Genomic DNA, 23,106 nt, shown 5'->3' on the forward strand with positions numbered 1-23,106 from the left:
CCGGCGCACCGCTAGACTCGCCAAACACCCAGTTCTAATGAGGTCAAACGGTGCTGTCGACCTTCACGCGGATGCGTGAACACGCGGGCTTGTTTGCGGCGTTCCTGATCACGGCGTTCCTCGTCTCAGGGCTGCTCGCGGGGGCCTCGGGGCTTCTTGGCCGCCAGGCGACGGATGGCGTTCGCGCCGACCTTTCCGAACACACGGGTGCGGCCCGAGCGCTGCGCTTCAGCCTGCCGCTTGCCGCTGACCCGACTACCCAAGACCGCGACGCGCGCGACATGGTCGCTCGCGCATTTAGCAATCTCGAGGCGTCGATCGCCGTCGATCGCACGGTGCAGGGCGTCGTGCCGCTCGCACCGGTGACGGCTGCGGGCGTCTTGGGGGCGCGTTCTGTCGTCGCCATGAGCATCCCTGACCTGGAGAACCGCGCGACGCTTGTCGCGGGTGCCTGGCCATCAGGTCCGCGTCAGGTCACCGTTCAGGCCGGGGCCGCGGCAGGGATCGGCATCGCACCCGGTGATTCGGTCGAGATCGACGGCGTCAGGTTCGACGTTGTCGGAACCTGGATGCTCGCCGACCGCCTCGACCCTCGCACTCTCGGCGACCCGCTCCTGGAGACCGGTGCCTCCACCCTCGACATCGGGCCGGTGGTGATCGATGAGTCGGTGTGGTCCGACCTCAAGGTCGTGCCCGTCGCACAGTGGACCCTCATCCCCGATGGGCCGCAGTTCGCCGTGAACGACGTCTCTGCCCTGCCCACGGACTGGCGCTATATGACGCGCGCGTGGCGAGGCGACCCCGCCGGGCTCCAAGACTTGGCCCTCAGCGGCGGACTCTTGCCCACGTTGGTCACCTTGAATGCCACCATCGCCGGCCTGGCCGCAGTTCAGCCTCTCGGCGTCCTGCTCCTCGCGATCGTCGCGATCGTGACCTTCGCGGAGCTCGCGCGTTTGCTGACCACAGTGCGCGCCGCCGAGACGACACTGCTCTGGTCGCGGGGCGCGTCGACTCTGACCATTGCCGGTCGTTCCGTCGTGGATGCCGCTGCCGTGACGATCGTCGGCGCGCTACTCGGACTCGGCTCGGCCTGGTTGATGGTGACCACTCTGAACACCGGAACCTATTCGGACGGGCCGCTCTCCGGTCTCGGTGCGGGGGTCGCTACCGTTGCCGTCGCCGTCGTCCTGGTCGCGGTGTCGGCAGCGCGGTCGGCATCCCGTCAGACAGTGCGGGATCCCTCCCGCGGTGCCGGGCGTGCGCGCCAGGTCGCCGGCTCGGGACTCGTCGTGCTCGTCGTCATGGCGGCGACAGTGTCGGTGTGGCAGCTGCGGCTCTACGGAGGTTCGCTTACGCCGACGGCAGACGGCGGAGTTGCTGTTGATCCGATTGCGGTGCTTGCCCCCGTGCTGGCTCTCGTCGCTGTTGTCCTGGTCGCGCTCAGCCTTTTCCCAACCCTGGCCGCACTGGCCGAGAGGCAGGGTCGAAATGCCGGCATCCGGCGTCTTCTCGCGCTGCGCAACGTCGCGCGCCGGCCAGCCCTGGCTGCTGCCCCTCTTCTCTTGGTCGCCGTTGCGGTGGCAGGTCTCACGACGGCTGCGGGCTACCAGGCGACCTGGGCATCGGCCTTCGACGTCGGATCGCGCCTTTCAACGGGGGGTGACATTCGCGTGACCTCCGACTTCGCCATCGCCACCGACACTGTCGACGCCCTGCGCGCGATTGACGGCGTGGATTCTGTCGCCGCACTCGACCACGCGGCCATCCAACTTGGCGCTGACAACGGGGTTCTCGTGTCCGCCTCCCCGGACGCCTTCGCCGCGGTCGCCGCGACCCTTCCCCCATCACTCGGCTTTGCCGGTGTCGCCGAAGCCTTCCGGGCCAGCTCCCCCGGTCCGGTGCTGCCCGCGGGAACGACCGGACTACAGCTGACAGTTTCGACACACGGTCTCACGGCCGATCCGGCCCTCGCGATCCACCTGCGGGACTCGGGCGGCATCACGCGAGTGCTGGCGCTCACGCACGTCCCAGGAACCCCCTCGACGTACGTCTTAGCGGTGCCCGAGATACTGAGCAGCGTTTCGCCCCTGCAGATCGTCGCGATCGACGTCTCGATCGCGCCGGGAACCGCACTCGACGGCCTCGACGACAGCTTTACTCTTGCCACCCTGGTGGCCACGACAGCCGCGGGGAAGGTCGATCTCGACCTCGGCAACCGCTGGCACGCCGCGTCGCCAACCCCGCAGGTGTCGACTCCCACCCCGACCTCCGACGGACACGGGTTCCGTTTCGACGCACAGAGCATCGGGGCCCGGTTGATCGCGGCCCCCTCCCCGCTTGACGCCGTGCGCGCCGTCATTTCGCAGAAGATGGCCCACGACTATCGCCTCGGTACCGGCGACCATTTCACGGCCACGTTGGTGACCAACGGCCGACAGCTCTTCGTGATTGTTGCCGCGGTCGTGCCGGTCATTCCCTCCGCCGATGCGGAGCCGGCCATCCTCATCGACGCGAGCGCGCTGCAACCCTTTGCGCTCGAGCGAGACGCGGCCCCCGATGGACCGCATTCACTGTGGATCGCGAGCGATCACCCTGATTCCGTCGTCGGCGCGATCCGACCCTTCCTTCCCGCGAACGCACGCGTCGACACCGTCACCGACCCAGGTGCTCGCGCGGTGCTGGCTGCGGCGGCGACCTCGCTCTGGCTAGCGGGAGGCGGCTGCGGCATCCTCGCTATCGTCGGGGTCGCTGCCTCCGGCCGAGCACTACGCCGCGACCGACGCGACGACATCGCCGTGCTGCGTGCGCTCGGCCTCTCGTCCCGTGACCAGGTCGCCATCAGCCGTCGCGAACTGACCATGGTCTCCCTCACCGGGGTGGCGGTCGGCGTGGCGGCCGGAGTGGCGGCGCTCCTGCTCACCGTGCAACCACTCGCCCGATCGGCAGTTCCCGGTGTGACGGACGGGATCGCCACACCCCTGCTGATGGACTTTGCGGGTTGGGGTTTCGCCCTCGCCGTGCTCGCCGTTTCGCTGGGAACGGTGATCGCCATCCTGAGCGGTTCCGTCGGGGTCGCAGCCCGGACTGCTCGACGCGAGGAAAGCCGATGAGCAGACTCGGCACCTTCGCGCTGGTGAACCGCCACCTGGGATACGGTCGGGCGGCCTCGGTTCTGGTCGCAGCGCTCGTGGCTGTCGCGGTTCTCGCGACAGTGATCGCCCCCCGCGCCTTGGCGGTCGTCGCGGCCGATGAGTTGCATACGAACCTGGCGGCGCGCTCGCCCGTGCTGGTTGACATCAACGGCTCGGGATACATGACGTTCAAGCCGGCTGGCCCCGGTCAAACGGTCGCCAAACGCGTTTCGGAACTCGATGCCGTGATTGCGGCGCTGCCGAATGTCCTCCCCAATCCTCTCGCGACCGCGGCCGGAACTCCGCAGTGGGTCAGCCGTACGGCGCCGCTCGACGCCATCCTCCCCGGCGTGCCCCGACTCCATGTGTTGGCTGACCTTGCGCTCGACCTGCACTGGATGGATCGGGTGAGATTCATCGCGGGGTCGCCGCCGGCCGCTCGGGATGCCACGGCCGATCCCGACGCACCGCTCGAGGTCGCGATCTCGGCTGCGACAGCTCAGGCGACGGGACTCAAGGCTGGTGATCGGATCGGCTACCAGCTGGTGCCTCTCGTCGTCGCTGGCATCTACGAACCCCTCGAACCCAACGACCGGTACTGGGCGCACCAACCCGACCTTGCCACCCCGATTGTCTCGCCCGCCGCCGGCGGCTTCCCGACAGTGAGCGCCGGTTTCTACCTGGCGACGGAGTCGGCTGCGGCATTTACTGAGGACTTCAGCGCCGGCACCCTCAACGCCTGGATACCGATCGACGGCGCCGAGATCGACGCCAACGACGCCGACCTCATCGCGACCCAGGCCCGCGCCCTCGCTACGAAGCAGATGACCTTATTGCCCTATGACGGAGACCTCGAGCTCCAGACGGCGCTGGCGGACAGCATCCAGCTCGTCGGCGCTCGGGTCACCACGATCACGGCACTCCTGGCACTCAGCCTCTCCGGACTTCTGGGCGTGCTGCTGGCGGTGTTCGCGCTCGGCGTGCGGGTCATCATCACGCGCCGAGCCACAGCCCTCTCGCTCGCGGCGGCACGGGGGGCGAGCGGCACTCAACTGCGCACCCTGATGGCGATCCAGGGGGCGCTGATCTCCATTCCGGCGGGGATCGTGGGGGCAGTCGTGGCGCTGCTCATCCTGCCCGAACCCCTCGTCGGCCCGTCCGCCGTTGCCGCCTGGGTTCTGCCGGGACTGATCGCCGTCGCGCCGATCGTGTTGTCGGCAGTATTCACCGCACCGCGCGGGTTGCGTCCCTCGCGCGCAGACCTTCGGATGCGGGGACGCTCCCGCCTGCGAGAGATCGCCGAACTCACGATCGTCGGCCTGGCGCTGCTGTCGCTGTTCCTGCTGTCCCGACGCGGCCTGGCAACCTCCGCAGCCAGTGTCGGCGTCGACCCGTTGCTGAGTGCGACGCCGCTGCTGCTCGCCCTGGCTGTCTGCGTCGTAGTCCTGCGGCTCTACCCGCTCCCGCTGCTCGCCCTGCAGCGGGTATTCAGGCGCCGGAATGGCGCGGTCGGCCTGCTGGGGTCGTCCCGCGCGATCCGCGACCCCGCCCTCGGGTTCGCGACGGCACTCGCCCTCGTGGTCGGCGTCTCGGTCATCGTCTTCTCGATCGTCTTCGTCGGGACCCTTCGGGCCGGTATCGAACAGTCAGCGCGGGAGGTCGTCGGCGCCGATGTACGGCTCGAGGCGACAGCGCTCGATGCCGCCACGGTTCGTGCGATCGGAGACGTCGCCGGGGTGAAAGAGACCGCGGCGCTCACCGTGCTGGATGCCGTCGACTTCGTGCACACCGACCGCCCGCGCCAGATCACCGTCGTCATCGCCGACACCGAGGCTCTTCACTCGATTCGGCCCGACATCCCGGTGATCGATCGCGGCACCGGGCCCCCGCCGGTGTTGCTCTCCGACGACTGGAGCAGCGCCATCCAGGGGCCCGACTCGACGCTGGCCGGGAGCGAGGTCGCGATTGCGGGGGCGCTGCCCGCCGACGCACTGCCCGGGATTTCGAACGACTGGCTCCTCATCGACGCGGCCTCGGTCGACCAGCTGGGCATCTCGGTGTCGTCGGCGCAGTACCTGCTGATCACCGTCGAACCCGGTGCCGACTCGGCCGTTGTCGCGGCAGGGGTGCGTGAGGTGGCGAGGCCAACGGCGGGCACGAAGCTCACCGTCGAGAGCGTCGCGACTGAACTCCAGACGACGCGGACACCCGTGATCGTGAGCCTTGAGAACGCCCTGCTGATCGCCGCGGCCGCTGCCCTCGCCCTGATGGTGCTCACGATCGTGCTCGCGTCAGTCACGGTCGCGACCGCGCGCAACCGCATGATCGGGGTGCTGCGCATGATCGGGATGTCGCCGCGCCAAATACGCGGAGTGGTTGCGTGGGAACTGGGGCCGCTCGCGATCACGGCCATCGTTGTCGGCGTCGCCCTTGGAATCGCCCTGTCGGCGATCGTGACCGGGGTCGTCGACCTTCGGCCGTTCGTCGGCGGCAACCTGCAACCCGGCATCGTGATCCAACCGCTCTGGATCCTGGTGGGGGTCGGAGCGTTTGCGATCGCGGTCATCGTTGCGGCTGCGGTCGCTGGAGTAGTCGGACGGCGGATCGCCCCAGCGGGTGCCGTCAAGATGGGAGAAGGATGAGCACGCAGACACTGCAAACGCAGATCGAGTGCAGCGACCTGGTGCGGATTTTCTCGGCCGAGGGCGTCGAGGTGCAGGCTCTCCAGGGGCTGACCCTCACGGTCGACCGCGGAGAACTCACCGCGATCGTTGGCGCGTCAGGGTCGGGCAAGTCGACGCTGCTCGCCATCCTGTCGGGTCTCGATGTGCCGACCGCGGGCAAAGCGCGCGTCGCGGGGCATGATCTGCTCGCGATGGGATCGCGGGAACGCACGCGCTACCGACGCCACGTCGCCGGGTTTATCTGGCAGCAGACCGCTCGCAATCTGCTGCCCTACTTCACCGCGGCGCAGAATATCGCGACCCCGCTCGCGATCGCCCACAGTCGCCGCCGCGACCGCGCCGCGCGCGTCGACGAACTGCTCGAACTCCTCGATGTCACCGACGTACGCGACCGGCTGCCGTCACAGATGTCGGGCGGTCAACAGCAGCGTGTTGCAATTGCCGTCGCGCTCGCTAATTCGCCCGAGGTGCTGTTCGCCGACGAGCCAACCGGCGAGCTCGACGAGGTGAACTCGCAACGAGTATTCGACGCCCTGCGCGATGTTAACGAGCGCCTCGGCGTGACAGTCGTGATCGTGACCCACGACCAGGCGGTATCAAAACAGGTGCGTCGAACCGTGCAAATCCGGGACGGGCGCACCTCGACCGAGGTGCTGCGCAGCACCAGCCGCGACGAGCACGGGGTCGAGCAGCACTTTGCCCGCGAGTACGCGGTGCTCGACCGGGTCGGGCGGCTGCAACTCCCCCAGGACTACCTGACGCGGCTCTCGATGCGCGACCGGGTTCGGCTCGAACTCGAGTCGGACCACGTGCAGGTGCACCCTTCGGGCGACGATGACTCGGTCGACGACAGCTCGGTCGACGACAGCTCGGTCGACGACAACGAGGAGACCCGATGACGACGCAGAAGATGACCACCCGCACGGATGCCGTGGTGCTGCGGGGCGAGAATCTCACCCGCACCTACGGATCGGGCGCGACAGCGACGCACGCCCTGCGCGGCGTCACCGTCGATGTGCACGCCGGGGAACTCATCGTGCTGCGCGGCCCCTCTGGCTCGGGCAAGACGACTCTGCTCAACATTCTGGGTGGCCTCGACGTTCCCACCTCCGGCACCGTGCGCCTCGACGACCGCGAGATCACGGGCGCCTCGGAGAGCGAACTCGTGGAGTTGCGTCGCCACGAACTGGGTTTCGTTTTTCAAGGGTTCGCTCTACTTCCGGTGCTCTCGGCACTCGAGAACGTCGAACTGCCGATGCGGATCGCCGGAGTTGCCGCACCGGAACGCCTGGCGCGCACGACCGAGTTGCTCGCGGCAGTCGGACTGGCCGACCACGCCGCCCAGCGACCGGATGAGCTCTCCGGCGGTCAGCAGCAGCGCCTCGGCATCGCCCGCGCGCTTGCCAATGAACCGAAGCTGCTCATCGCCGACGAACCGACCGGCCAGTTGGACTCGACGAACGCCGAGACGATGATGGCGCTGATCGCCGCACTTGTGCACGACCGTGGGGTCGCCGCAATCGTCTCGACCCACGACCCGCGGATGGCGGCCTACGCCGATCGCACCGTCGAAATCCGCGACGGGCTGCTGACCGACTGAGCGGCTGAGCCGACCGGGCTGAGCGGCAGAATCGCGGCTCAGGCCACGGCGGGTTCGAGCAGCCGGAAAGTTCGCGCCGTCGGATCAAGTTCGGCGAGCACGTTGTTCGGCATGACCCACTGCGGGTCGGTGTGGCCGAAATCGAGGTTGCTGACCACGAGCAGATCCTCGCGACCGAACTCGGCGAGCACCTGCACGATGACGGTGTCGAGTTCGGCCGATTCGTCGTCGGTGTAGTCCCGCGGCCGGCCGACCAGCAGTGCCGACAGCCCGTCGAGCATTCCAGCCACCCCCGAGTTACGCAGCCAGTACTCGATGAACGACACCGGCGGCTTTTCTTCCGACGTCTCGAGGAACAGAATCCGGTTCGCCCACTCGTCGGGCTCAGGCCAGAACCGCGTCCCCTTGAGAAATTGCAGCACTTCGACGCATCCCCCCAGCAGCCGACCCCGCGCGGGACTTTCGCCCTGCAGCCAGCGCCACCCGGTGGACGGCCGCAGTACGCCGACTTCGTGGCCCGCCTGCCGACTCCAGTTCGGATAGTCGTTCACCCAGTCGGGATAGGGAGCGTAGGAGTACTCGGGCGTCGGCTCAAACAGCACCGACCTGATGTGCGCCTCAAGGTGCGGAAAGTTGGGCAGTTGAGCGAAGCCCGCCATGACCGCCGGCCCGTTGAAGGTGACCAACCCGGCTCGGGCGTAGGTCAGCAGCTGGGTGGCGGTGTCGGAATATCCCATCAGCACCTTCGGCGTGCGCACGGCACTTTCGACGTCGAGATGCGGCAGCAGCCGAATCGAATCGCTGCCGCCGATCTGGGAGATGATGGCGGCGATCCCGGGGTCGGCGAAGGCGTCGTTCAGGTCCTGCGCACGGGCCTCGGGATGCCGGTAGCTGTACTCGGGGTCGAACGACACCGACGGATATTCGACCACCTCAAGCCCGAACGTCTCACGCAGAGTGCGCAGGCCCGCCTGATAGACGCGCGGGTAGACAGCGCTCAGCGACTGCGAGGTGGCGACGACAGCGACCCGGTCGCCCGCCTTGAGCCGCGGCGGGCGGATCGGTTCAGCCATCGGGGGTTAGGCAGACTTCTCGGTGCTCGCTGGCGAGAAGTCGCTCACGCTGACTTCTCGCGGCGTTGCTCCGTACGAGGCACGATCGTCGGCGCCGCGTTTTCGAGCACGGCGGCCTTCGTCACCACAACTCGGGCGACATCGTCGTCGGAGGGCACCTCGAACATGATCGGCCCGAGCACCTCTTCGAGGATGGCGCGCAGGCCGCGAGCGCCGGTCTGGCGCAGTTTCGCGAGATCTGCAATCGCTTCGAGGGCATCCGTCTCGAATTCCAACTCGACGCCGTCGATCTCGAACATGCGCTGGTACTGGCGCACAAGGGCGTTCTTGGGCACGGTGAGGATTTGCATCAGCGCGTCCTGGTCGAGCGGTGAGACTGTCGTCACGACCGGAAGTCGACCGATGAATTCCGGGATCAGACCGAACTTGTGCAGGTCTTCCGGCAGCACCTCGCTGAAGAGTTCCGATTCGTCGCGCTTCGAGTGGAGGGGTGCACCGAACCCGATGCCGCGCTTACCGACCCGCGCCGAGATGATGTCTTCGAGTCCCGAGAACGCGCCGGCCACGATGAACAGCACGTTGGTCGTGTCGACCTGGATGAATTCTTGGTGCGGGTGCTTGCGGCCGCCCTGCGGAGGCACCGACGCCGTGGTGCCTTCGAGAATCTTCAGCAGCGCCTGCTGCACGCCCTCGCCCGAGACATCCCGGGTGATCGACGGGTTCTCGGCCTTGCGGGCGATCTTGTCGATCTCGTCGATGTAGATGATGCCGGTCTCGGCGCGTTTGACGTCGTAGTCGGCGGCCTGGATGAGCTTGAGCAGGATGTTCTCGACATCCTCACCGACGTAGCCGGCCTCGGTGAGCGCCGTGGCGTCAGCGACCGCGAACGGCACGTTGAGGCGCTTCGCGAGAGTCTGCGCCAGATAGGTCTTGCCGCAGCCGGTCGGGCCGATCAGCAGGATGTTCGACTTCTGGATGTCGATGTCATCGATAACGGCGTCGGCAGAGGTCAGGGTGTTTCGAGCCCGGATGCGCTTGTAGTGGTTGTAGACCGCAACCGAGAGCGCCTTCTTCGCAGGCTCCTGGCCGATGACGTATTCCTCAAGGAACGCGAAGATCTCTTTCGGCTTCGGAAGGTCAAACTCGGAGCTGGTCTCTTCGCCGGCTTCGGCGAGACGCTCCTCGATGATCTCGTTACACAGCTCGACGCATTCGTCGCAGATGTAGACCCCGGGGCCTGCAATGAGCTGCTGAACCTGCTTCTGGCTCTTTCCGCAAAAGGAGCACTTGAGCAGGTCGGCGCTCTCACCGATCCTCGCCATGGCAGCCTCCTCCCCCGTAGGTGTGTTTGAGCCTAACCCGAACCGGTGACCTGGGCTCGCAGCCGGTGCAGAACTGCCGCGGCGTGCCGCTTAGGGTTGAGACGTGCAGAACAGGGCGTCGCACGTCGCGCGCGGCTGGATCGCCGGGTCGTTCGCAACCGGCATCGCCGCCGTGTCGCACGGCCTCGCACACGGCTCGGCACCGAGTGCTCTCGCGATCTTTCTGGGACTGGTTTTCGCCGGGATGCTGGGCACCCTGGCGATCGGACGTCGAGCGTCTCTGCCCCGCCTCACCCTCGTCGTCGCGGGATCGCAGGGCGCCTTCCATCTGGTCTTCTCCTGGCTGAGTCCGGTCGCGACGACTGTTGTCGCCGCACACCAGACAGCCGGGCATCACGCGACCGCCCAGTTCGGCGCCGCACACGTCGGGCACCTCGCACACACCGACGCCGCGATGTGGGTGGCCCACGCCCTTGCCGCCGCCGCGACGATCGCCTTCCTCCGCCGCGCCGAGCACGGCCTCTGGCAGGTCCTGCGGGATACCTTCCATCGGGTCGCATCCCGGCTTCCCGCGATCGAAGCCCGACCCGCCCTGAGTCGCATCGTTTCCGCGAATGCGCCACGGCATCCGCTCCCCCTCTTTCTGTCCGTCGTCACCACCCGCGGCCCGCCGCGACTCGGATTCACTTCCTGAATCCCCCGCTGCCCCGAACAGAGGCGGCACCTTGACGACGAACGAAAGAGAACACGATCACTATGACGATCACGATGACGATCACCAAGAAGAAGAAGAGAACGCGAACATCCGTCGCTGCGGCGGCAACGGCATTCCTGCTCGGCGGCGCGCTTGCCCTCGCCATCCCGATGAGCGCGTCGGCCCACGTCGTGCTCGACGTGAACACCGCAGCTCCCGGCAGCTACGCCCTGCTCACCTTCCGGGTACCCACCGAGTCGGCCACCGCGACCACGACGAGTGTCACGGTGACCCTGCCGACCGACACGCCGTTCGTGAGCGTGCGCACGGTCCCTATTCCCGGCTGGGAGGCGAAGGTCATCACCACGACGCTGGCGACGCCGGTGAAGATCGGCGACACGACCATCACCGAAGCGCCGACCTCGATCGTCTGGACGGCAACCGGCGCGGGACTGGGCGAAAGCGAACTGGGGCTGTTCCCGGTGTCGCTCGGCCCGGTGCCGGACACCGGTCAGATCGCGATGCCGGTCGACCAGGGCTACAGCGACGGCAGCGTCGTGGCCTGGGCCGATGAGAATGCCCCCACCCTGTTCATCAACGATCCGGTCGTTGTGCACCACGACGACGACGGGGATGGGGATGAGCCGCCGATGGCGACCACCGAACCGAGTGCACCCCATGAGAGCGCCGGCCCGGACCCGACATCGGTCGCTGGTGTCGTCCTCGGAGGGGGCGGTTTCGCCCTCGGCGCGATCGCCCTCGCGGTCAGCCTGATCCGTCGGCGGCCGACGGCCTGATGAAGAACCCACGTGAGGTAAACGTGCGCACTCGCACGGTCGCCACGGTGTTCACGACGACGATGCTCACCGGGGCGGTGGCCGCTGTGATGTTATTCACCGGGGCCGCCGCGCCGGCGTGGGCGCACAGCGTGATCATCGCCTCCACCCCGACCGCCGACGAGACGCTCACCGCGCTCCCCGACACGTTCAGCGTGACGGCAAACGAGACTCTGCTCAACCTCGGTGACCAGGGGGTGTTCGCCCTCCAGATTCGGGATGCCGCCGGCCGCTACTACGGGGACGGCTGCGTGAAAGTGGTCGACGCCACCATGTCGGCGACACCGGCCCTCGGAGCATCCGGCACGTACACGGTGCTCTGGCAGGTGATCTCGGCCGACGGCCATCCGGTGAGTGGCGAAATTCCCTTCAGTTGGGAGGCGCCCGTGGGCTTCACCCCGGCGCCGAACTACGCGAGCGCCCCGGCCTGCGGCGAGGATCCGGCGAGCGAGCCTTCCGTAGCTCCGTCGACGTCGACCGCTCCCCCGCGCGACGGTTCATCGCCCGCGCTGTGGATCGGAATCGGCGTCGCCATCTTCGGAGCACTCATCGCCGTATTCATCGGCATAGCAGCGGCACGCACTCGTCGCGAGCCTCCCGACTCAACGCCACCTCAGAACCCGCCGACGATCTAAAACTCGCGGGAGGCGATGTCGTCGTCTCCCGCGAGAACGGTCACGTAGGGCCGACCTCTTCGGCGGCTCAGGCGCACCGTCGCCGTCGCTCCCGCCGCCCGACGCACCAAGTCAGCCGCCCAAACGAGCGCGTCGGACGCCAGAGCATTGCCGGGTTGTTCATCGCGAAGATCGTCGCCGAGGTCATCCAAGAGCACGACCTCGACTCCGCGTTGACGTGCCGCGCGCGCTTCCGTCGTCAGCGGTTCCCTAGCTAGACGCCGCCCCCGCAATACGTCCCGAAGGGCGCCCTCGACCAAGATCGCCTCCTTACGAACGGCGGGGTCATCCTCATCGGCGGCGATGCGCTCCAACACCGAGGTGCTTAGCGAGCGAATCGCGGCGAGCTCGGTGCGACGCTCGCGAATGGCGGCGGATCGCAACACCTCGGATCGAACCCGCTGCCGCTGCTCGGCTTGGTAGGCGGCGACAGTGCGGGCGGCGAGGGACAGCCCGATCGCTGCTACCTGTACGGCTACGAGAGTCGCCAACGGGCGTGCGATGACGCCGATCCAGTGTGCGACGTCCTCGCCGCTGACGGCGGCCCAGGTCAGCACGACAGCGGTGAGCAGCGCCATCCCGACCCATCCCACCGCCGGGCGGCGTCGCAGCACGATCACGATCAGAACGGTGGCTGCTGCTCGCAGGTACCACGGCGAATAGCCCGATTCCTCGCTCGGGGGATCCCAGAAGACCGCCGCGGCCGCGACAACCGCGAGACCTGCGGCGAGGGCCGACCACCCCGCTCGGAGCGGGTCGCGGCGCGGGAAGAGTGCCGCACCCGCGGCCACCACGAGGAGTGCCCAGGTCAGCCACGCCCCGGAGCGCGGGATGCCGCCTGCTGGGTCGAGCAGGAGCAACGCGAGGTCTGTTCCGGTGATCAGCACCCAGAGCAGCGCGCTAATCCGCCACGAACCGCCCAGCACGTCCGCGACGCTCGACGCCGCGGGGGTCGTCATCCCCACCGCAAATCCACCCGAGTACCTTTTCCCGGCGTCGAGTCGATGCTGGCTCGACCTCCCGGTACCTCTCGCATTCGGGCAACGATGCTGCGCGCAACTCCGAGACGACGGGAGGGAACGTCGCCGGGGCGAAACCCACGCCCGTCGTCGGCGATCGAAATGGTGAGGATGCCGTCCGAGAATTCGAGACGCACCGTCCGGCCGACGGAGTCATCCTGATCGCCGGCGTGCACCATGCTGTTGCGCAAGCTCTCGCCGCTCGCATCGAGCAGCGCCGTTGCGGCGTCGGCCGGCAGAACGAGGTCTCCGAGATCCGCTGCCTCAAAACTCGCCAAGGGGGCGATCGCCGTGACCAAACCCCGCAGTCGACGCAGGAACTCATCAGCCGCAAGGGGGGCGTCGTCCGGCTCGAAACCGGTCTCTGACTCGAGCGCCTCGAGCCGCTCCATCGTGGCCGAGGCAAGGCGCGCAGGGGTTACCGTCGCTGACCGCACGCCCATTCCGACGACGCGCAGCACGTGCAGAATCTCGTCATGCGCGAGCAGCTCGATGCGTCGACGCTCGATCGCTTTCGCCTCCGCCGCGCTGTCGCGGCGCACCGCTTCGATCGCCTCCTCCGCCGACCGATCCAGTTCCCGCGCGGCGCGCACGACAGCCAGAACGAGGATGGCCAGCAGCACGGTCACCGTTGTGTTGACCACGGAATCTTCCAGAGCGAGCCGTGGGTTCGCCGACTCGGAACTCAGAAGGCGCGCGAAGAACCCAGCAACCGTGAGAGTGGCGAGGTAGACCCACCCGAACCGCGCTGTCACGGTCAACATCGCCGCCAGGGCATACGACGTCAAGACCCGCAATGGCCAGGCTGCACCGGCGGCGTCAGGCAACCCCCCGATGCCCGCGGCCGGGACGATCAGAACCACCGTGAGCAGACCGAAGACAGCGAATGCCAAGCCGGCGACCTGCAACGCCCGACCGCGTGAGAACCACGGGAGCGACAGAAGCACTGCCGCGGCCAGCACCTGCCCCGCAATCGTGGGAAACGCCCACCACGCGCCGTACTGGTGGAACTGGCCGCGGTAGACCGCGAAGTCGGTGACCAGGTTGCTCACGATGCCGATGCCGAGCGCGAAGGTGATCAGCCGCCGGATCCGAAGCTCCGCCTGCCCGGGCTGCCTGCTGAGCAGCACTGGGCTGCCGACCGCCGCTCTCACTCCGGGTCGCCGGGCAACGGCAGGTGGCCGTCTTCGAGAGCACGGAACACCAGTTCGCTGCGCGACTCAGCCGACCGCCCCACCCGCGCGTACTTGTCGCGCAGTCGACGCAGGTGCACCTCGATCGTCGGGATCGCGATCCCCAGTTTCGCGGCGACGTTCTTCGCCGGCATCCCGGACGCCATCAGCCCCAGCACGTCCTGCTCACGCGGGCTCAGCCCAGCGTCTGCGATGCCCGCATCCGATGCGACCGCAGCAGCCCAGTCAGTGGCGAAGGCGAGTTCTCCGGCGGCGCAGCGTTCGAGGGCATCCACCAGCTCAGCGACGGATGACGACTTGCGCACGAGACCCGAGATCGGTGCCCGGGCAGCGAGCCGGATGAGGTAGGGACTCTCGCCGGCGGTGTAGACGACGACCGCCGCCCCGCGAGCGATGAGTATTTCGGCATTCTGTACCGGCGACGATCCGTCGGCGAGGCGGAGGTCGAGCACGACGATCCCGGCGCGTGGTCGGGCCTCGACGAATTCGGCCACGGTCGCGAACCTGCCGATGTAGTCGAGTGAACGCGAAGACGCGAGAGCTGCGTCGAGCGCGACTCCGACCAGCTCGTGGTCGTCGACGAGCGCGACTCGGGTGGCGACCTGGGCTGTCACGCCCGCAGTCTCGCACACCGCTGATGCCGGGTGGGCGTCATGGGTTTCCATGACTCGTGGCCATCGAAGCCACCCACCAACATCAGAACCGATGGAAGGAAGCACGTGAACGAAATCGTTTCGTGGGCGGCACTGGCCCTAGGGGTCGGACTGATCCTGACCCACCTGACCGTTGCGATCGCAGCGGCCGTGAAAGCTCCGGGCGGAGACATCCGGATGCACTCCGACTCGACCCGGCGCGTTTTCGACCTGCTCGAGCGCCTCGTTCACAAGACCACCTTCGTCGCCGCAGGCGTCGTACTCGTGTTCATCGCCGCGATGGCTTCGGGCGCCTTCCGCACGACCGTCGTGCTGGGTCATTGATGGAAAGAACACGCTCAGCACCGGCTCTCGACCGACAGGCCCTCCCCTCCCACCAACCCAAGGAGTAAAAATGAACCAGCCAACTTCGCGCAGCATGACGATTCGCTTCGGTGCGGGGGTGATGCTGTTCGCCGCCGTGATCCTTTCGGGCTGTGCCGGGACATCCTCTCCTGAGGACGCCGCCGACCCCGCCTCACCCGAGACGACTGAGCCAGCAACCGCATGCCCCAACGGCCTCGTCGACTATGTGCGGCAGTTCCAGCCTGACGGTACCGAGGTCGCCGAAGCCGAACCCGCCGACCTCACGCCGTCGGCCGCGGTCGCCGCTCTCGCAGAGGGCGACTGTGTTCTGACGGTACGCGGCGTGGAAGCCGAGATCCTTTACGACGAGTGGTGGGTCTTCCTGCCGGGCGCGTCGAGGGACGAGGTCGACGCCGCGCTCGTAGCCGATGGATTCAGCCAGTCATTCCCCGTCGACGCTCCCTACCAGTACGGGCTGGCCGTCGACGCCGAGCGCTACTGGCTGGTGCACGCGACCCCGGTCGCGGACTACGTGCATCTGAGCGGAATGGACCGGTATTTCGACTCGGCGACGTATTTCGTCTGGTTCTCCGCCGGGAGCCGGGGCTAGCCCGGCAGCAATCAGATCAGCGAGTACTAGGAACCGAGGAGCAGAACCTCGTACAGGTAAGAAGAGAAACGGCCGCGGTCCCCTGAGGGGCCGCGGCCGTTCTGGATGCGCACGTGGGCGATGAACGCGCGCTACTTGACGAGCGCGGCCGGCTGGTTCTTGCGGCTGGTGAGCACCTGGTCGATCAGGCCGTACTCCAGCGCTTCGGCGGCCGACAGGATCTTGTCGCGCTCGATGTCACGGTTGACCTCTTCGGCCGTCTTGTTCGAGTGCTTCGACAGCGTCTCCTCGAGCCAGGTGCGCAGACGCATGACCTCGGCTGCCTGAATCTCGATATCCGACGCCTGACCCCGGCCTGCCTCGCCGACCGCGGGCTGGTGGATGAGCACCCGTGCGTTGGGCAGCGCGAGACGCTTGCCCGGCTCACCGGCGGCCGCGATGACGGCGGCAGCGGAAGCCGCCTGTCCGAGCACGACCGTCATCACCTGCGGACGGATGTACTGCATCGTGTCGTAGATCGCGGTCATGGCCGTGAACGAGCCACCGGGGCTGTTGATGTACATCACGATGTCGCGGTCGGGGTCCATGCTCTCGAGCACAAGCAACTGGGCCATGATGTCATCCGCCGACGCGTCGTCGACCTGCACGCCGAGGAAGATGATGCGGTCCTCGAAGAGTTTCGCGTACGGGTCTTGACGCTTGAAGCCGTAGGCGGTGCGCTCCTCGAAGGAGGGCAAGATGTAGCGCCCTTCGGGCGCACCGACGAGTGGAGTGCGGCTCTGCGGCATCTTCGCAACGTCGAAGAGGGCGTCGCCACCGGCGCGGAAGGTGGGGGTTTCCATGATCGTTCCGATCCTTACTTGGTGCCGCCGCCGCCGACGACGTCGGAAGCAGATTCGCGGATGTGGTCGACGAAGCCGTATTCGAGGGCTTCCTGGGCGGTGAACCAGCGGTCGCGGTCACCGTCGGCGTTGACCTGCTCGACCGACTTGCCGGTCTGCTCGGCGGTGATTTCGGCGAGACGCTTCTTCATGTCGAGAATGAGCGCGGCCTGGGTCTGGATGTCGGATGACGTACCGCCGAATCCACCGTGCGGCTGGTGCAGCAGCACGCGCGCGTTCGGCGTGATGTAGCGCTTGCCCTTGGTGCCCGCCGTCAGCAGGAGCTGCCCCATCGAGGCGGCCATGCCGATTCCGACGGTGACAATGTCGTTGGGAACGAACTGCATGGTGTCGTAGATCGCCATGCCCGCCGTAATCGAACCGCCGGGTGAGTTGACGTACAAGAAGATGTCTTTGTCCGCGTCTTCCGCGGCGAGCAAGAGCAGCTTCGCCGCGATCTCGTTCGCGTTGTCGTCACGCACTTCCGACCCGAGCCAGATGATGCGGTCCTTCAACAGGCGATCGAAGACGCTCGGCGTGAATGCCGGTTCGGCCATGTCGGAAACTCCTTCTGCTTGATTCCGAGGTCGAATCTACTTGGCGGGCTCGACCCCCCGTGGCTCTGTTCGCCGTGGGCAGAGCGCAACACACTGACGAGAGGGCGCGCGGTGCGATGATCAGCCCATGACCATCGACTATCGCGGCACGACCGCACTCGTGACCGGAGCATCTTCAGGGCTCGGCGAGCAATTCGCCCGGCAACTCGCTGCTCGCGGCGCGAACCTGGTGCTCGTCGCTCGGCGAGCCGACCGGCTCGAAGCTCTCGCCAGCGACCTGCGCGCGGCTCACAGCGTGACGGTGGATGTCATCCCGGCCGATCTCTCGAAAGCTCGGCCGGGCCGCGCCTTGGGGAAGGAACTCGCGAAACGCGGGATCACCGTCAACACCGTGATCGCCAACGCCGGGTTTGGCTCCTTCGCTGCCTTCCAAGACGAGGACGCCGATCGCGTTGCGGATGAGGTCGCGCTCAATGTCGCGGCGGTCGTTGACATCACGCGTGAGTTTTACCCGGCGATGCTTGCCGCCGGAACCGGTGCGCTCGTCACCGTAGCCAGTACGGCCGCTTTCCAGCCGGTGCCGAAGATGGCGATCTACGGGGCGACGAAAGCGTTCGTGCTGAGCTTCACGGAGGCGCTCTGGTACGAGTCGCGGCACAGTGGCTTGCGGGTGCTGGCGCTGTGCCCCGGCGCGACGGAGACCGAGTTCTTCGACGTCGCGGGCAATGGCGAACGGTTCGGTTTCAACCGCGACACGGCCGCGAATGTGGTGAAACGGGCAATGAAAGCACTCGACAAGCGCAACGGGCGCGGCAGCCTGATCTCGGGTGCCGGCAATGCGTTCGGGGCGGTAGCAGTCAGGATGCTTCCGCGCGGCCTCGCGACCGCGATGGCCGGACGGCTTACCGGGGCTTGAGGTTTGCCGCGCCTGAGGTCTGCCGGGCCTGAGGTCTGCCGGGCCTGAGGTTTGCCGGGGCCCGAGGTACGGGGGTCAGCCCAACAGTTTTTCCAAGGTGTTGAGGTTGCGGGTGGTCAACCACTGCTTGTGCTTCGACGACCCTTGGGCTTTGCCCATCGCGCTGTCGAGGGTCGAGCCTTTCGGGACTGTCCAATAGATGACCCCCTCGCGCTCGGCTGCCTGCTCGAGGGCTGGGTCGAGGGGAACTGCCAGCAGTTCTCGTCGCACGTCGGGCTGTACGACAAAGACGACGTAAGCGTGGCGGTCGTCGCTGCGCGTGAACGGATACGCCGCGACGATGTCGGCCACCGCATCCTGAGTCAGCACGTGAACCCACGCCTCGTACCCGAAGTGCCCACGTAGGGCGGTCTCGAGTTTCTCTTTCGCGACCTCAGCGCTATCTGTGGTCGTCAGCAGCACATTGCCGCTCGCGAGCACCGTCTTCACGTCGGCATACCCGAGGCCACGAATGACCTGCGCGAGTTCCGCCATCTTGATGGTCACCCCGCCGACATTCACCCCGCGAAGGAGTGCGACGTAGCGAGTCATTTCGAACTCAGAACCCGAGAGCTAGCTGTGGTCGTGACCGAAGTGTTCGTTGCCGGCTTTGCGACCGTGCGAGTCCTTGCCGGATCCCTTTGCAGACCCGGAACCAGAACCGGACCCCGGCGCGTGGTCGTGACCTGCGTGATCGTCGGCTTCGGCGAACGCGTCGCCCTGGCCGCCATCGTCGAGTACACGCGCGACGAACTCGGTGACATCCACAGCCTTGCCCTTGGTGTCGACAACTTTCGCCTTGCCCAGGATGGTCGCGAGCGCCTTGGATCGGGCGATCTCCCCGAGAACGCCGGGCAGTTGGCCGTTCTGGTCGAGCAACTTCACGAACTCGGTCGGGTCCATGCCGTACTGGGCGCTGGCCTGAACGACGTAGGCGCTGAGTTCGTTCTGGTTGACCTTGATGTCTTCGGCTTCGGCGATCGTGTCAAGCAGGATCTGCTGACGGAACGTCTTCGTGCTCGATTCGATGACCTCGGCACGGTGCACGTCGTCTTCGAGTCGGCTCTCGTTCTCAAGGTGGCGGTGCACCTCGTCGTCGATCAGCTGCTGAGGAATCGGGATGTCGAGCTTCTCGAGCAGCACGTCGACGATCTTGTCGCGGGCTTCGATCGACTGGGCGAACTCTTTGCTCTTGCCGAGCTGTTCGCGAAGGTCGGAGCGCAGTTCACCGATGGTGTCGAACTGGCTGGCGATCTGGGCGAAGTCGTCGTCGGCCGCCGGGAGTTCGCGCTCCTTGACGGTGAGCAGGGTGACAGCGATCTGCGCCTTCTCACCTTCGTGGTCACCGCCGAGCAGCGACGACTCGAAGGTCGTCGATTCGCCAGCGGTCAGGGTGTCGAGCGCTTCGTCGATGCCCTCGATCAGTTCACCTGAGCCGAGCTCGTACGAGATGTTGTTGGCGGTGTCGACCTCGGCCCCGCCAATCGTGGCGTTCAGGTCGAGCGTGACGAAGTCGCCGCTCTTCGCCGGACGGTCAACCGTCACCAGCGTGCCGAATCGGCTGCGCAGGTTCTCAAGTTCGTTCTCGACCTCGTCGGGGCTGACCGTGACCGGCTCGACTTCGAGCTTGAGCGAGTCGTAGTTGGGAAGGTCAAACTCGGGACGCACATCGACCTCGACCGAAAGAATCAGGTCACCCGAGAAATCCTTCTCGCTGGGCAGCTGCTTCACGTCGGCAGTCGGGCGACCGAGCGGCTTCAAACCTTGTTCGGTGGCCGCTTCGCGGTAGTAGCGGTCGATTCCTTCGCTCACCGCGTGGTTGAGCACCTCGGCGCGACCGACACGCTGATCGATGATCGGCGGCGGCACTTTGCCTTTGCGGAAGCCGGGGATGTTCACCGACTCGGCGATGTGCTCGTACGCGTGGGCGATGCCGGGCTTCAGCTCATCCTGCGTGACGGTGATGTTCAACTTCACGCGTGTGGGCGACAGGCGCTCGACGGTCGTCGTGACCATGGGAATACGTCTCCTACTGCATCTGGATTGCTACTGCGTGGAATGCATTGCTACTACGGGAAATACGGGGGCCAGTCTGGTCGGGGCGACAGGATTCGAACCTGCGGCCTCCCGCTCCCAAAGCGGGCGCTCTACCAAGCTGAGCTACGCCCCGGCGGGAAACGGCCCGGCACAGTCTAACGGAGCGGAATGCTCCGGATGCCGGGTGGTCGTCGGGTGGGTGCCCAGGTGGATGCCGGGTGGGCGCCGGGTGGATGCCGGGTGCGCGCCGACGGAGACCAGGTGAACACCAACGATGTTGCGTGGATGCGGACGGGGCAGAGCTCTCCCCATTCGCGGGATCACCGTTTCGCAGCGAGTTCTCGCGCGATCGAACCCGGTGGGACCGAAGCCCGCGGGATCGAACCCTTGGCGAGGAGTCGGATCGGCCGGGCTGCGGTGTCGCCAGGTGGGGGCAGCATCCACCAGTCATTCCCGCGTTCACGGTTGTCGCGGGTGATGTGCCAGCCGTTGTTGTGGACGAGAAGGTGGTGGTGGCGGCAGAGGAGGATGCCGTTCGAGATGTCGGTTGCTCCGTGGTGGGACCAGGGGGTGATGTGGTGCGCTTCGGTCCAGGATGGTGGTCGGTCGCAGTTTTCGACCGCGCAACCGCCCCAGATGATGGCGAGGGCGATTCGTTGTCTCGGGGTGAAGAGGCGTTGGGCCCGTCCGACGTCGAGTTTGCCGTCGGGGTGATGGACCACGGTGAGGTAGCCGGTGGTGCACACGATCCGCTCCGCAGTCTGCACCGAGATCGCGGAGGGTTGCCCTTCGAGGTGAGCGATGCCGGTACCAGTGGCGAGGTCACGAGCATCAACGGACACCCGTACTGAAGGCTTGCGCACTCCGAACACGCGGCCAGGGTCGGCGGCTGCAGCGATGCGGATCATGTCGACCAGGGCGTCGAGGGCGATCTGCTCGGTGCTACGGGGGTCTTTCATCAACGCCTCGCTGCGCGCCAGTTCTTCGGTATCGACGAACCGGGGTCCGCCGCGGCGGGGTGCGGTGACGCAGTCGACCGCGTCGACGACGAGGGCAGCGGATTCGGGGTCGAGTATCGCGAACATTCGGGTCGTGCCGTCGGATTGGCGTGTGAATCGAAGAAGCCGTTTGTCACGCAACGCGTCCTCACGCTCTCCCACCCCGTCGCTGTCGAGGTCGTCGCGAAGTTCGCGGGCACGGCGCAGCATCTTCTCCGGCGGCAGGGTGCCGGCCTCGGCGACGAGGAGTTTCGCGGCGTCGAGCAGATCGTCGGCGCTCACTGCCGCACTCGGCCTACCGAGTCCGGTGGCGATCCCCGATGCCGCCCCCACCGATAGGTCGCCGGTGCGGGCAGCCGTGGCGACATCCGTCAACCACGGATCGGGCGCATCCACCAGAACGCCGACGGTGACAAGTTGCCGGGCATCCGACCCCGATGCACCGGTCAACCGTGACACGAGCGCTTCAGGGGTGCGGTCACCGGTGCGTTGCGCCAGCCCGTCGTAGCCGAGCGTGCGATCCGACCGTCGAGCCACCTCCGCTGCGAGGGTTAGCTTCCCCGCATCCACCAAACGTCCTGTCGCCGCGTAGGCCTCCAGCAACTCAAACAGCTGCAGATCGGAGACACGCGACACCCCCGAGAGGTCAGGGACCTCAATCGAGAAACTCACAGGCGCGTGCATACCGGGATCCAAAAATCGGGGAGTCGAAACTCCAATCACTCGGCACGAGCAGGTTCAGTTTACTCGAACATAAGTTCGAGCGCAACCGAAGTGCACAAGTTCAGCCGCACGCCCCCGGCGGGCTCGCACACGCGACCGTCACCACAAGATTCACGTACACCGCAACAGCGACGCCGCCGAGCGGGGGTAGCGCAAAGATCATCCCGACGATCGCCGGCCAGCCCGGCTTCTCGCGACGCGCGACCCCGACGATGCCGACCAGCAGTCCGACCAAGCACAGCGCGCCGACCGGGATAATGCCAACGGATGACGCCACGGCGAACCAGGGCGGCCCCTCAACGAAGGCGTCGGCCGTCTGGGTGTAGCCGTAGATCGTCGCGCCGGCGATGGCGACATACCCGAGCACGACGAGGGCGAAGGCGATCCAACTGAAGATGGGACGCCGCCTGATCACACCGCGATGTTAGCGGCCCCGCGCTGCTTCTCGACCGCGCCGTCGCACGGCCAACGGGTAATCGCGTTCCGACTCAGCCGGCGGCTGGAGCGGGAGCAGTCGGGGATGACGGCTTCGCCAGGTAGATGGCCAGCACAATGACGCCGGCGACGGGTACCAGAATCCAGAGGATGTTCTGCCAGACGTAGCCGGCATCCCGAAGTCGTCGCACGGTCACGCCGAGCGTCGGCAGCAGGGTGGCAAGCGTCCAGATGCCGGTCAGGATGCCGCCCACCGTACCGGTCTGACTGACCGGTATGACGGCGAAGGTGCCCAGGATGCCGGACACGATTGCCGCGAACAGAATCCACCACCAGAACTCGGGACGTTTCGCGACGCCCTCGAAGTCGGCGTACTTGCGGACACAGGTCTGAATCGCTTCGACGAACGTCATGCCCGAAGCCTAGTAACTGGATGCCGCGGGCTCACGTAGACTCGTGGGCGCAACACGGGGATGTAGCTCAATGGTAGAGCCTCAGTCTTCCAAACTGATTACGCGGGTTCGATTCCCGTCGTCCCCTCCAAAAGCTCCTTATTGGAACTCCGCCCATGCTGCGCAATAGGGCGGAGTTCTCCCCCCAAGGGCGAATGTGAACATTGTGTTTCGCCTCTTTCGTAGGGTCGATCGTTGGTACTAGCGTGAGCCGACTCGCCATCAGGGAGTAGT

22 protein-coding genes and 2 tRNA genes are annotated in these 23,106 nt (G+C 66.7%); 11 read left to right on the top strand and 13 right to left on the bottom strand.

The features are described from left to right. The first annotated feature begins 50 nt into the window (after positions 1-50). Genes ABIR17_RS09315 through ABIR17_RS09330 form a run of 4 tightly spaced genes read left to right on the top strand, consistent with a single transcriptional unit; the run spans position 51 to position 7,415 of the window. Positions 51-3,110: an FtsX-like permease family protein gene (locus ABIR17_RS09315; RefSeq protein ID WP_348004103.1), complete on the top strand. Its 3,060-nt coding sequence runs from the start codon at positions 51-53 to the stop codon at positions 3,108-3,110. Then, positions 3,107-5,773, top strand: coding sequence for an FtsX-like permease family protein (locus tag ABIR17_RS09320; RefSeq protein WP_348004104.1), 2,667 nt, complete (start codon positions 3,107-3,109; stop codon positions 5,771-5,773). Before ABIR17_RS09315 ends, ABIR17_RS09320 begins: the two co-directional genes overlap by 4 nt. Further along, positions 5,770-6,714 carry an ABC transporter ATP-binding protein gene (locus ABIR17_RS09325; RefSeq protein ID WP_348004105.1) on the top strand — a complete coding sequence of 315 codons (945 nt, stop codon included), beginning with the start codon at positions 5,770-5,772 and terminating at the stop codon, positions 6,712-6,714. Before ABIR17_RS09320 ends, ABIR17_RS09325 begins: the two co-directional genes overlap by 4 nt. Further along, complete coding sequence (locus ABIR17_RS09330) at positions 6,711-7,415, top strand: ABC transporter ATP-binding protein (RefSeq protein ID WP_348004106.1); 705 nt, start codon at positions 6,711-6,713, stop codon at positions 7,413-7,415. Before ABIR17_RS09325 ends, ABIR17_RS09330 begins: the two co-directional genes overlap by 4 nt. A gap of 38 nt (positions 7,416-7,453) precedes the next feature. Here ABIR17_RS09330 and ABIR17_RS09335 read toward each other — a convergent pair whose 3' ends face one another. After that, on the bottom strand, positions 7,454-8,488 hold the full coding sequence (locus ABIR17_RS09335) for a S66 peptidase family protein (RefSeq protein ID WP_348004107.1): 1,035 nt from the start codon (positions 8,486-8,488) through the stop codon (positions 7,454-7,456). Positions 8,489-8,532: 44 nt separating this feature from the next. After that, positions 8,533-9,810 carry an ATP-dependent Clp protease ATP-binding subunit ClpX gene (gene clpX / locus ABIR17_RS09340; RefSeq protein WP_348004108.1) on the bottom strand — a complete coding sequence of 426 codons (1,278 nt, stop codon included), beginning with the start codon at positions 9,808-9,810 and terminating at the stop codon, positions 8,533-8,535. Between the two features lie 103 nt (positions 9,811-9,913). Between clpX and ABIR17_RS09345 the strand changes: the two genes are divergently transcribed. From ABIR17_RS09345 to ABIR17_RS09355, 3 genes are all read left to right on the top strand, one after another. Then, the gene (locus tag ABIR17_RS09345; protein WP_348004109.1) at positions 9,914-10,504 is read left to right on the top strand and encodes a hypothetical protein; all 591 of its coding nucleotides are present in this window, start codon (positions 9,914-9,916) and stop codon (positions 10,502-10,504) included. A gap of 62 nt (positions 10,505-10,566) precedes the next feature. Next, a complete protein-coding gene (locus ABIR17_RS09350; protein WP_348004110.1) occupies positions 10,567-11,301 on the top strand; it encodes a DUF1775 domain-containing protein in 735 nt (244 codons plus the stop codon). Positions 11,302-11,324: 23 nt separating this feature from the next. Beyond that, a complete protein-coding gene (locus tag ABIR17_RS09355) occupies positions 11,325-11,975 on the top strand; it encodes a copper resistance CopC family protein (protein WP_348004111.1) in 651 nt (216 codons plus the stop codon). On the opposite strand, the gene ABIR17_RS09360 is transcribed toward ABIR17_RS09355, so the two are convergent. From ABIR17_RS09360 to ABIR17_RS09370, 3 genes are read right to left on the bottom strand one after another with little or no spacing between them, the layout of a single operon-like run. Next, on the bottom strand, positions 11,972-12,973 hold the full coding sequence (locus ABIR17_RS09360; RefSeq protein WP_348004112.1) for a hypothetical protein: 1,002 nt from the start codon (positions 12,971-12,973) through the stop codon (positions 11,972-11,974). The genes ABIR17_RS09355 and ABIR17_RS09360 overlap by 4 nt on opposite strands. Next, entirely contained in the window at positions 12,970-14,187 is a 1,218-nt protein-coding gene (locus ABIR17_RS09365; RefSeq protein WP_348004113.1) for an ATP-binding protein, read from the bottom strand. The genes ABIR17_RS09360 and ABIR17_RS09365 overlap by 4 nt, the downstream gene beginning before the upstream one ends. After that, entirely contained in the window at positions 14,184-14,840 is a 657-nt protein-coding gene (locus ABIR17_RS09370) for a response regulator transcription factor (RefSeq protein ID WP_348004114.1), read from the bottom strand. The genes ABIR17_RS09365 and ABIR17_RS09370 overlap by 4 nt, the downstream gene beginning before the upstream one ends. Positions 14,841-14,945: 105 nt before the next feature. Here ABIR17_RS09370 and ABIR17_RS09375 point away from each other — a divergent pair, with 105 nt between their 5' ends. Then, positions 14,946-15,203: a hypothetical protein gene (locus tag ABIR17_RS09375; protein ID WP_348004115.1), complete on the top strand. Its 258-nt coding sequence runs from the start codon at positions 14,946-14,948 to the stop codon at positions 15,201-15,203. A 70-nt stretch (positions 15,204-15,273) separates the two neighbouring features. Then, positions 15,274-15,834: a hypothetical protein gene (locus tag ABIR17_RS09380; RefSeq protein ID WP_348004116.1), complete on the top strand. Its 561-nt coding sequence runs from the start codon at positions 15,274-15,276 to the stop codon at positions 15,832-15,834. A 131-nt stretch (positions 15,835-15,965) separates the two neighbouring features. Here the strand turns inward: ABIR17_RS09380 and ABIR17_RS09385 are convergent, their stop codons facing one another. Both ABIR17_RS09385 and ABIR17_RS09390 read right to left on the bottom strand, forming a co-directional pair. Continuing rightward, positions 15,966-16,622: an ATP-dependent Clp protease proteolytic subunit gene (locus ABIR17_RS09385; RefSeq protein WP_348004301.1), complete on the bottom strand. Its 657-nt coding sequence runs from the start codon at positions 16,620-16,622 to the stop codon at positions 15,966-15,968. A gap of 68 nt (positions 16,623-16,690) precedes the next feature. Continuing rightward, entirely contained in the window at positions 16,691-17,272 is a 582-nt protein-coding gene (locus tag ABIR17_RS09390; RefSeq protein ID WP_348004117.1) for an ATP-dependent Clp protease proteolytic subunit, read from the bottom strand. A 127-nt stretch (positions 17,273-17,399) separates the two neighbouring features. Here ABIR17_RS09390 and ABIR17_RS09395 point away from each other — a divergent pair, with 127 nt between their 5' ends. Next, on the top strand, positions 17,400-18,188 hold the full coding sequence (locus ABIR17_RS09395) for an SDR family oxidoreductase (RefSeq protein WP_348004118.1): 789 nt from the start codon (positions 17,400-17,402) through the stop codon (positions 18,186-18,188). Between the two features lie 75 nt (positions 18,189-18,263). Here the strand turns inward: ABIR17_RS09395 and ABIR17_RS09400 are convergent, their stop codons facing one another. The 6 genes from ABIR17_RS09400 to ABIR17_RS09425 all read right to left on the bottom strand — a co-directional run bounded on the left by ABIR17_RS09400 (position 18,264) and on the right by ABIR17_RS09425 (position 22,833). After that, positions 18,264-18,779: a DUF1697 domain-containing protein gene (locus ABIR17_RS09400; RefSeq protein ID WP_348004119.1), complete on the bottom strand. Its 516-nt coding sequence runs from the start codon at positions 18,777-18,779 to the stop codon at positions 18,264-18,266. 21 nt (positions 18,780-18,800) lie between these two features. Next, entirely contained in the window at positions 18,801-20,243 is a 1,443-nt protein-coding gene (tig, locus tag ABIR17_RS09405) for a trigger factor (protein ID WP_348004120.1), read from the bottom strand. A gap of 77 nt (positions 20,244-20,320) precedes the next feature. After that, positions 20,321-20,397: transfer RNA gene (locus tag ABIR17_RS09410), tRNA-Pro, on the bottom strand. A gap of 187 nt (positions 20,398-20,584) precedes the next feature. After that, the gene (locus ABIR17_RS09415) at positions 20,585-21,946 is read right to left on the bottom strand and encodes a DUF222 domain-containing protein (protein ID WP_348004121.1); all 1,362 of its coding nucleotides are present in this window, start codon (positions 21,944-21,946) and stop codon (positions 20,585-20,587) included. A gap of 100 nt (positions 21,947-22,046) precedes the next feature. Continuing rightward, positions 22,047-22,400, bottom strand: a complete 354-nt coding sequence (locus ABIR17_RS09420) for a hypothetical protein (RefSeq protein WP_348004122.1) — start codon at positions 22,398-22,400, stop codon at positions 22,047-22,049. Between the two features lie 73 nt (positions 22,401-22,473). Next, a complete protein-coding gene (locus ABIR17_RS09425) occupies positions 22,474-22,833 on the bottom strand; it encodes a DUF805 domain-containing protein (protein ID WP_348004123.1) in 360 nt (119 codons plus the stop codon). Between the two features lie 56 nt (positions 22,834-22,889). On the opposite strand from ABIR17_RS09425, the gene ABIR17_RS09430 reads away from it, so the two are divergent. Continuing rightward, a tRNA-Gly gene (locus ABIR17_RS09430) sits at positions 22,890-22,963 on the top strand. Positions 22,964-23,106 lie beyond the last annotated feature (143 nt).

It is taken from the genome of Pseudolysinimonas sp., from assembly GCF_039912695.1.
GTDB lineage: Bacteria > Actinomycetota > Actinomycetes > Actinomycetales > Microbacteriaceae > Pseudolysinimonas_A.

Bases quoted from the DNA above. Each gene is read 5' to 3' on its own strand.
- ABIR17_RS09320 (WP_348004104.1), top strand. From the start codon at position 3,107: ATGAGCAGACTCGGCACCTTCGCGCTGGTGAACCGCCACCTGGGATAC.
- ABIR17_RS09325 (WP_348004105.1), top strand. From the start codon at position 5,770: ATGAGCACGCAGACACTGCAAACGCAGATCGAGTGCAGCGACCTGGTG.
- ABIR17_RS09330 (WP_348004106.1), top strand. From the start codon at position 6,711: ATGACGACGCAGAAGATGACCACCCGCACGGATGCCGTGGTGCTGCGG.
- ABIR17_RS09335 (WP_348004107.1), bottom strand. From the start codon at position 8,488: ATGGCTGAACCGATCCGCCCGCCGCGGCTCAAGGCGGGCGACCGGGTC.
- clpX (WP_348004108.1), bottom strand. From the start codon at position 9,810: ATGGCGAGGATCGGTGAGAGCGCCGACCTGCTCAAGTGCTCCTTTTGC.
- ABIR17_RS09350 (WP_348004110.1), top strand. From the start codon at position 10,567: ATGACGATCACGATGACGATCACCAAGAAGAAGAAGAGAACGCGAACA.
- ABIR17_RS09360 (WP_348004112.1), bottom strand. From the start codon at position 12,973: ATGACGACCCCCGCGGCGTCGAGCGTCGCGGACGTGCTGGGCGGTTCG.
- ABIR17_RS09380 (WP_348004116.1), top strand. From the start codon at position 15,274: ATGAACCAGCCAACTTCGCGCAGCATGACGATTCGCTTCGGTGCGGGG.
- ABIR17_RS09385 (WP_348004301.1), bottom strand. From the start codon at position 16,622: ATGCCGCAGAGCCGCACTCCACTCGTCGGTGCGCCCGAAGGGCGCTAC.
- ABIR17_RS09390 (WP_348004117.1), bottom strand. From the start codon at position 17,272: ATGGCCGAACCGGCATTCACGCCGAGCGTCTTCGATCGCCTGTTGAAG.
- ABIR17_RS09395 (WP_348004118.1), top strand. From the start codon at position 17,400: ATGACCATCGACTATCGCGGCACGACCGCACTCGTGACCGGAGCATCT.
- ABIR17_RS09400 (WP_348004119.1), bottom strand. From the start codon at position 18,779: ATGACTCGCTACGTCGCACTCCTTCGCGGGGTGAATGTCGGCGGGGTG.
- tig (WP_348004120.1), bottom strand. From the start codon at position 20,243: ATGGTCACGACGACCGTCGAGCGCCTGTCGCCCACACGCGTGAAGTTG.
- ABIR17_RS09415 (WP_348004121.1), bottom strand. From the start codon at position 21,946: ATGCACGCGCCTGTGAGTTTCTCGATTGAGGTCCCTGACCTCTCGGGG.
- ABIR17_RS09425 (WP_348004123.1), bottom strand. From the start codon at position 22,833: ATGACGTTCGTCGAAGCGATTCAGACCTGTGTCCGCAAGTACGCCGAC.